Source organism: Haemophilus parahaemolyticus (assembly GCF_018373095.1).
In the GTDB taxonomy this organism is placed as follows: Bacteria; Pseudomonadota; Gammaproteobacteria; order Enterobacterales; family Pasteurellaceae; genus Haemophilus_A; species Haemophilus_A parahaemolyticus_A.
In genome coordinates this window covers 1-8,486 of sequence record NZ_JAHAHT010000079.1, presented here as the reverse complement: position 1 = coordinate 8,486, position 8,486 = coordinate 1, and the positions used below count along the sequence as shown (strand labels likewise).

The 8,486-nt window shown below is 39.5% G+C and carries 6 protein-coding genes and 1 riboswitch; of the genes, 3 read left to right on the top strand and 3 right to left on the bottom strand.

What is annotated here, in order from left to right; genetic code table 11:
* Positions 1 to 345: 345 nt before the first annotated feature.
* Both rplY and KH943_RS07795 read right to left on the bottom strand, forming a co-directional pair.
* Positions 346 to 633 (bottom strand): 50S ribosomal protein L25, encoded by a 288-nt coding sequence (gene rplY / locus KH943_RS07800; protein WP_005705838.1) that lies wholly within the window; start codon positions 631 to 633, stop codon positions 346 to 348.
* 228 nt (positions 634 to 861) lie between these two features.
* A complete protein-coding gene (locus KH943_RS07795; RefSeq protein ID WP_304109752.1) occupies positions 862 to 1,881 on the bottom strand; it encodes a porin in 1,020 nt (339 codons plus the stop codon).
* Positions 1,882 to 2,346: 465 nt separating this feature from the next.
* Here KH943_RS07795 and priC point away from each other — a divergent pair, with 465 nt between their 5' ends.
* The 3 genes from priC (at position 2,347) to lysC (ending at position 7,488) form a co-directional block, all read left to right on the top strand.
* Positions 2,347 to 2,853 carry a primosomal replication protein PriC gene (gene priC, locus KH943_RS07790; RefSeq protein ID WP_304109750.1) on the top strand — a complete coding sequence of 169 codons (507 nt, stop codon included), beginning with the start codon at positions 2,347 to 2,349 and terminating at the stop codon, positions 2,851 to 2,853.
* Positions 2,854 to 2,883: 30 nt separating this feature from the next.
* Positions 2,884 to 5,754, top strand: a complete 2,871-nt coding sequence (gene glnE / locus KH943_RS07785) for a bifunctional [glutamate--ammonia ligase]-adenylyl-L-tyrosine phosphorylase/[glutamate--ammonia-ligase] adenylyltransferase (RefSeq protein WP_304109748.1) — start codon at positions 2,884 to 2,886, stop codon at positions 5,752 to 5,754.
* 111 nt (positions 5,755 to 5,865) lie between these two features.
* Positions 5,866 to 6,059, top strand: a riboswitch (Lysine riboswitch).
* Positions 6,060 to 6,138: 79 nt separating this feature from the next.
* Positions 6,139 to 7,488: a lysine-sensitive aspartokinase 3 gene (lysC, locus tag KH943_RS07780; RefSeq protein WP_304109746.1), complete on the top strand. Its 1,350-nt coding sequence runs from the start codon at positions 6,139 to 6,141 to the stop codon at positions 7,486 to 7,488.
* Between the two features lie 52 nt (positions 7,489 to 7,540).
* Here lysC and KH943_RS07775 read toward each other — a convergent pair.
* The coding region (locus KH943_RS07775) for an RNB domain-containing ribonuclease (RefSeq protein ID WP_304109744.1) at positions 7,541 to 8,486 on the bottom strand (946 nt) is incomplete at its 5' end.

Here is an 8,486-nt window from a genome sequence, read left to right as displayed (position 1 = left end):
ACTGAGAAAATTAATATTAAAAATATTGCTATCTGAATAATCATCATAATATTCACTTTTAATTTTTCCCAAGGGGTATTAGCTTGTGTATTTTTATATAAGTTCATATTTAAAAGCCATAATTATTTCGTTAATAAACAGAAAACCAGCAAAAGAATCTGTGTTTTGAAAGGAGTTAACAGGATAATATCGCAAACTCGTGCGAGCAAATTAAAAATAGGGGGATATAACATAAAAACGTTCCGAAACTATTTCATAAGATATTGATTTTATTAGGTAAAAAATCAGAGAAATTACTAATAGTTTCGGAACAGAAAAGTGTATTAAAGCGTTGGTATACCTAGATTACGCACGTTTGAAGTCTAAGTGGACTAATTTTGGTTTAGTTGGGTGTCGCTGAATTGCTTGTACTTTCACTTTTTCTTCTTTACCAGCCACAACGATAGTTAAAACTTCGTTATAGAACGCATCGTGAACTTGTGCGTTGTTTACGTTATCGTGGTTTAAAACGATTGATACAGGCTCTGCGTTACCACCATAGATGATTGCAGGAACTTGACCAGCATGACGCAGGCGGCGGCTCGCACCCTTACCTTGCGCTGTACGAACTTCAGCTTCGAATTTGAATGACATAGTGTAATTCTCTTTGATAAATGGAATGTTTATTCCGTTAAAAATAAAAAATAGCAGGCGACCCAGCTATTTTCGTGAATAATTGACAAAAAGTCGGAGCATATTTTACTGATTTTTTAATAAAAAGCAAAATAAATTGTCTATTTTTATAGCCTTTTCTCGCATATAAAATAAACCCTCAACCATTTCTGATTGAGGGTTCTTTTAATTTACACTAGCAATCAAAGATTACCAGAATACACGCATACCTACACCCACAGCTTTTTCGTTGGTTTTGCTATCTAATTTATAGCCATTAGCTACATTTGCTGTGTATTCTTTAGTTTGAGTGTATGCACCCTCTAAGAATACAACGACTTGTTTGTGGAATTTATAGTCAACACCTAACAATACGCCTTGTTTTTTAGCTTTGGTATCTGCTGTTGATGCTTTATTGTCCGTTTTAGATTCTTCATATAAGTAGTTACCATACACTTTAGAAGCTGGAATTACTTGATATTTGAAGCCTGGAGATACATAGAATCTATCAGTTTTTGCATCTTTAGCTTTATCTTTTTCATTTGCATAACCAAAGTCACCAGTTAATGCAAAATCACCGAATGAGTAGCCTGTAGATAATAAGTAACCATCTAATGTTTTTGCTTTTGCATTACCTACAGCAGTATAATTTGTGTGACCATATCCAAAGCGGACATCATAACTATCTTGAGCATATAATACACCTAAGCCAGCCGCATTTTTAGTTTTACCTTGACCAAAGTTATAATTTGCTCCTACTTGTAAACCTTCTACGCCTTTATAGTCATAACGGATTACGCTATTACCAGAAGTAGCGATGTAATTACCTTTATTAATTAAACCATATTCATAGTCATCTGCTTGACTTAAATCATCAGCAATAGTTAATTGACGACCAAAAGTTAATTCACCTGCTTGTTGGCTACCTAAACCCACATAAGCACGTTTAGTATTTAAATCTCCAAATCCATCACGACCAGCATTTTTATCAAAGCGGAATTCTACACGGCCTAATGCATAGAAATCTTGATCAATTTGATGTTTAGTAGTTACACGAAAACGTGTGCCTGCGTTTCTCAATGCAGTATCTTGGTTAGATTGTTTTTCACCAATTAAACGCAAAGAACCATCAAAAACTACTTTTGAACCATCTTGATCTAATACGGTTACCGCTTGAGCTGAAGTTGCTGCTAATGCTGCTACTGTTAATGCTACTAATGTTTTTTTCATAATGACCACCTATCTATCTATAAGGTTTGTTTTAGTAATACGTTCTTTATTCACTAAAGAACTATCTTAAAAGCTTGCGCACATTTAATGCCTTGATTGGACTAAATGTTAATGCAAGTGCATAATGGCAAAAAGCAGATTCAGTGTCAATAATTTTAAGCCCTTACACTCTTTTCTTTAAAATACCTTAAAAATCAAATAGTTACAATAAAAATGGAGTTTTCTATCAAAATTTTTAGCATTCCATTTCAGAATAATTAAATATGTAACTAATTGAAAAATAATGACTTTATTTGTTTTAATGCATTAAATAAAAGTTCAAGCACAAATTAAAAATATTTTGTGAACTACTTCACACTTTTGACATTTATTTACAAATTTGCTTGTTTTTTTACCAATTTTTAGCCATTGAATCCTCAATAAAGCAAGGTATAATGCCCAAAATACCTCATTATTTCTTTCATCATGCAGCAATTTACCGATAAAATTGAACAAATTTTAAACCAATTTTCTCCTTTCGCATCGAAACAAGCGGTCATTTCTGGACATTTTTTTACTCAAAAAGAAGCTAAGATCATTTTTTTTATGGAAGAGATCCGCCAAACCGCACAACTATTACAAGCTCAAAGCCAATTAGACCACGCAGAGATCTACTCAAAAAAACTACTAGATCAAATAGATGCCTTATTAACCGCGATTAAGCCGCTAAAACAATCTCAAAAGCAGGAGCTGTTCTACTCTTCTTATCGCTTTCCACGAAATGTACACAGTTTACCAACTGAAAAGCGTTTGACGGAATACCGTAAAGCATTACGAGCATTGAATGAAAAAATTAGTTGGCTATTAGAGAAACAATTTCAAGCGGAGAATGAACAAGAAAAAACAGTTTATCAGCACCAGCTTCAAGAGACAGAATTTCGCAAAATGCGCTGTTTAAATGCAATTGAAGCATTATCCAACGATTCTTTATAGGCAATATCTAAAATAATACGCGGAGCTTTTATGCCACTATCCCTATTCCCCCCAGCACTTTCGCAAAAAATCGCAAAAAATCCACCGCTTATGAATGCGATTTCAATGTCTAGTTTTGTAAAACGCACGCTTTTATCTCAGCCTGAATTATTAAATCAATGGTTTGAGCATTCGCCTAGTCCGCAAGATTGCACACATTATACGGAGCGTTTAGCTCAAGCGTTGCAAAATGTGCAAGATGAAGAGCAATTAGGCAAAGAACTTCGTTTGTTTCGCCATCATGAAATGGCAACACTTAGCTTTATTCAATCGAACAAATTAGCCAGCGTTGAGTTTGTTTTTCAAGCCCTTTCTGATTTGGCGGAGGCGATTATTTTACAGGCGCGTGATTGGCTCTATCAGCGTTGCTGTGCGGAATATGGCGTGCCAATGAATAGTCTGAATGAACCGCAAGAATTGCTGATTTTAGGAATGGGAAAATTGGGCGGGCGGGAGCTAAATTTCTCGTCAGATATTGACCTGATTTTTGTCTACCCTGATGCAGGCGAAACCGTGGGTGGGCGGAAAGCGGTCGAAAATAGCAAGTTTTTTACCAGACTGGGGCAGCGTTTAATTCGGGCATTAGATGAAGTAACTGCCGAGGGCTTTGCATATCGCACCGATATACGCTTGCGCCCGTTTGGCGATAGCGGAGCATTAGTGCTTAGTTTTGCCTCAATGGAAGACTATTACCAAGAGCAAGGGCGAGATTGGGAACGTTACGCGATGATTAAAGCGAAAATCTTGGGCGAAGATTTGAGCAATCTCAACCATCGCTATTTAAAGCAGATGTTGCGTCCGTTCGTTTATCGCCGCTACTTGGATTTTAGTGCGATCCAATCACTGCGAGAAATGAAAGAGAAAATCAGCCGCGAGGTGGTACGTCGTAATCTGATAGATAACATCAAGCTGGGTGCAGGTGGCATTCGTGAAATCGAATTTATTGTGCAAACTTTCCAAATGATGCGAGGTGGTCGCGATAAAATCTTACAAGAACGCAGTCTATTGACTGTGTTACCTCGCTTGGCAGAGCTAAATTTACTGACTATAGAACAAGTAACAGATTTACGCACCGCATACCTATTCTTCCGCCAAGTAGAGAATGTGTTACAGGCACTTGATGATAAGCAAACCCAAACCTTGCCAACGGATGAACAAGCTCAGCAATGCCTGATATTAGCTACGCAGAAATATTTGATTGAAACTGAACAAGGAGAAACGTGGCTAGAGCACGCGATCCAAAATTGGGCGGATTTCTTGCAGGTCTTGGGGCAATATCAGAAAAAAGTGCGGGCGGTGTTTAATGCACTGATTGGGAAAGATGAAGAAGAAAATCCACCGCTTGTAAACGAGCAAATTACCTTGTGGCGAGATATTTTGCATCTGGAGATGAGCGAAGAAGATTTGGCAAGCGTGCTGAAAGAGTATGCTGTGCAAAATGCGGATTATGCGGAGATTTTCCGCTGGCTTACCACAACGCTACAAGATTGGAGCCGTAAACCGATTGGCGTGCGTGGGCGTGAAGTGCTGAGAACCTTGTTGCCGAAAATGCTTGATAAAATTTTCAGCCAACCGAATTACCTAATTTTACTGCCTCGATTGCTCAATATTTTAGATAAAATCACGACCCGAACCACCTATTTGGAGCTCCTTACGGAAAAAGAGCAGATCTTGCCACAGCTGATTACACTTTGTGGTCAGTCGATTATGATTGCCGAGCAGATTGCCCGTTATCCAATGTTATTGGATGAATTAATGAGCAATAAAGGGCTCACGCAAGTGATTGATTTCCGTGATTACGAGCCTGCATTGAACGACTATTTGGTTCGTATTCCTGAAGAGGACGAAGAAGCATTAATTGATGCATTGCGACAATTCAAACAGAGCCAGATTTTACGCATCGCCTCAGCTGATATTATGGGCGTGTTGCCTGTGATGAAAATTAGTGACCATCTCACTTACCTTGCTGAAGCGATTATCGGAGCGGTAGTAAATATGGCGTGGAAAGCAGTGAGCCAACGGTTTGGCGTACCAGAGCATTTGGGCGAAAATGAAAAAGGTTTTGCGGTGATTGGCTACGGAAAATTGGGCGGTATTGAGTTGGGCTACAATTCCGATTTAGACTTGGTTTTCCTACACAATGCCCCTGAAAATAGCGAAACAGTTGGCGGACGGAAATCTGTCTCTAGCCATCAGTTTTACTTGAAATTAGCTCAAAAAATTAACTCTATTTTTAACCTCAACACCAGTGCAGGCGTGTTATATGAAGTGGATATGCGGTTGCGACCATCAGGCGAAGCAGGTCTTTTAGTCAGTACTTTCAATGCCTACGATTTCTACCAGAAAAACGAGGCGTGGACGTGGGAAAGCCAAGCACTTGTGCGAGCAAGATGCGTGTATGGTACAGAAAGTCTAAAAGCTGAATTTGATCAAATTCGTCAATCAACTTTAGCAAAAAAACGTGATGTGGTGACGCTTAAAGCAGAAATTACAGGAATGAGAGCCAAAATGTATCAGCATTTAACCCAACCGCAAGCGGTCGAATTTAACTTAAAAACCGACAAAGGTGGCATTACTGATATTGAATTTATCGCCCAATATTTGGTGTTAGCAAATGCCGAAACCTCGCCAGAGATGGCGGTTTGGTCGGATAATGTCCGCATTTTAGATACGGCAATGGCGTGCTGCATTTTAACCGAACCAGCAGGTGAACAGCTTAAACATTGTTACACGGCAATGCGAAACCGTATTCATCACTTGAATTTATTACGCCAACCAAGTTGCGTACCGATGAGTGAATTTGAAGCAGAGCGGGATTTTGTAGGGAAAATGTGGTCGCAAATTTTTACGGATTTAGCATAATACGTTTAGTTTGTTTAATTCTTCATCATCTCTTTATGTTTTAAAAATTTTCCCTTGACACTTACTTAAAATCACGTATTTTAGGGCTAAGTTTTCGCTAGACAAACGTTTGCGAAACAGAGAGGCGCAACACTCAGGCAGATTAATTCTAGGCAACTAGGGCCGTTTGACGATTAATTGATGGGAGTGCTTGCCGAGGTGTGAATTCACTAGACTGGAATGAACATCGGCTAGGTCAGGTTGAATCCTACTAGCTGTCATTGAAATTGTGTTTAACGCGATTTCAATGGAGTGCTCTGATGGAATGGCTCGCCCACAAATCTACTCAATTTCCTTTCGAATCACTAAAATCACAACATCGTCCCTTAATAGGAAATTTTTATTATGTCTAAACTTTCTGTGGCTAAATTTGGTGGTACAAGTGTCGCTAATTTCGAAGCGATGTCATTATGTGCAAATATCGTAACTCAAGATCCAAACACTCGCGTTGTGGTATTATCTGCATCTGCAGGAGTAACCAACTATTTAGTTGAGCTCGCAAACGGTTGTGAAAAAGCACGTCGCGATGAAATCATCGCAGCTGTTCGCTCAATTCAATATAACATTATCGAAAAATTACAACATCAAGCAGAAATTTCAGCTCAAATTGATAAATTATTAGCTCACATTGAAGCACTTGCCGAATCAGCAAGCCTTGCCACTTCAACCGCACTTGCGGATGAACTCATCTCTCACGGCGAGATGATGTCTACCAAAATCTTCACTCAATTATGTGTAGAACGTAACTATCCTGCCGTTTGGGTAGATGTGCGTGAAATCGTGGCAACGAACAACCACTATGGTAAAGCAGCACCAAACGATGAAAAAACCAAATTACAATCTGATGCGATTTTAAAACCACTTATCACAGAAGGCAAAGTGGCGATTACACAAGGTTTTATCGGTCGTGATGATGAAGGTAAAACCACGACATTAGGTCGTGGCGGTTCAGACTACTCTGCTGCACTTTTAGCAGAAGTATTAAACGCAGATGATGTGTTGATCTGGACTGACGTACCAGGTATCTACACTACAGATCCACGTGTTGAGCCAAATGCAAAACGTATCGACACGATGGCATTTAACGAAGCGGCTGAAATGGCAACTTTCGGGGCAAAAGTGCTTCACCCTGCAACCTTATTACCTGCGGTGCGTAGTAATATCCCAGTATTCGTTGGTTCAAGCAAAGCTCCAGAACAAGGCGGTACTTGGGTAACTCGCGATCCTCAACCTCGCCCAACTTTCCGTGCAATTGCTTTACGTCGCAATCAAACCTTACTCACGCTTTCAAGCCTTTCAATGCTCCATGCCAAAGGTTTCTTAGCAAATGTTTTCGCTATTTTAGCAAAACATAATATTTCTGTAGATGTCATCACCACTTCAGAAGTAAGCATCGCATTAACGCTAGATAAAACAGGATCAGCCTCAACAGGGGCAGAAATGCTTTCCCAAGATTTATTAGATGAATTAAGAGAACTTTGTCACGTTCAAGTAGAAAATGACCTCGCTTTAGTCGCGATTATTGGTAATAACTTACACACCCAAGCAGGCGTAGCAAAACAGTTATTCCACCATTTAGAACGCTTTAACGTACGTTTAATCAGCTATGGTGCAAGCACTAACAACGTTTGTACACTTATCAAAAACAGTGAAGCTGATGACGTTGTCCGTGCATTACACGCTGGGTTGTTCTAATAGACATAATACAAAAATCCCTAGTGGTTTTAACCAACTAGGGATTTTCTTACTACTCTTCGACTAACTGCCCTACAATCGAGCGGGTATCTAATCGTACTTCCGTAAGTTTTACCTTCACTTTTTGTCCGATTTGGTAGGCTTTTTCACCTTTGATGTAAATTGCTAACGCTTCTGGACGAAAATCTATTTCAGTTTTCTCATCGTGAAGTGTTGAGAATGGCACGAAAATAGAAGCCCCGTTGTCAATTACTCTTGCACGTAAGCCGCCACGTGAAACATCTGCAAGTTCGCATTCAAATTCGACCGCTTGTTCCACCATCGGGTGTAAGTAGCGAGCATATAACCAGTCTGTAATATCACGCTCAACCATTCGGTTTTGCTTACGTGCTTCCTGCAAGCGGTCTAAAATGCTCTGTTCAACACAAGTTGTCGCTTTGTCTGCTAACACTTGTTTGATTAAACGATGGTTCACCATATCACTATATTTACGGATGGGCGAGGTCCAAGTCGCATAATGGCTGATCCCCAAACCAAAGTGCGGAGCAACTTCTGCTTTAAATTCTGCGAAAGTGAGATAACGGCGTAAACGTAGCTCCAAGAAGTTTTCTGGAAACTCACGCACATCACGTTGCATTGCACAGTATCCTTCTAATGTTGCTAATTTTTCTGCAGAATAACGATCATTAAGCTCAGCAAGTTGATCTTCTGCTGTGGTTTCATCGGTTAAAGTATTTAACAAGAAGGTTCTAACGGCTTCCATATTTTTCGGTTCAAACCCTGCATGGGTGTTAAATACGCCCGTTTTGGCGTGATTTGCCAAGAATTGTGCCGCACAAATATTGGCAATAATCATACACTCTTCGATGATTTGGTTAGCAATGCGGCGGAATTCTAAGTGAATTTCACGCACAGAACCATCTTCATTTAGCTCAAATGAATAATCGCCTTGCTCATTGAACATCAAGGCATTTTCTTTACGCCAGTTAATGCGAGCT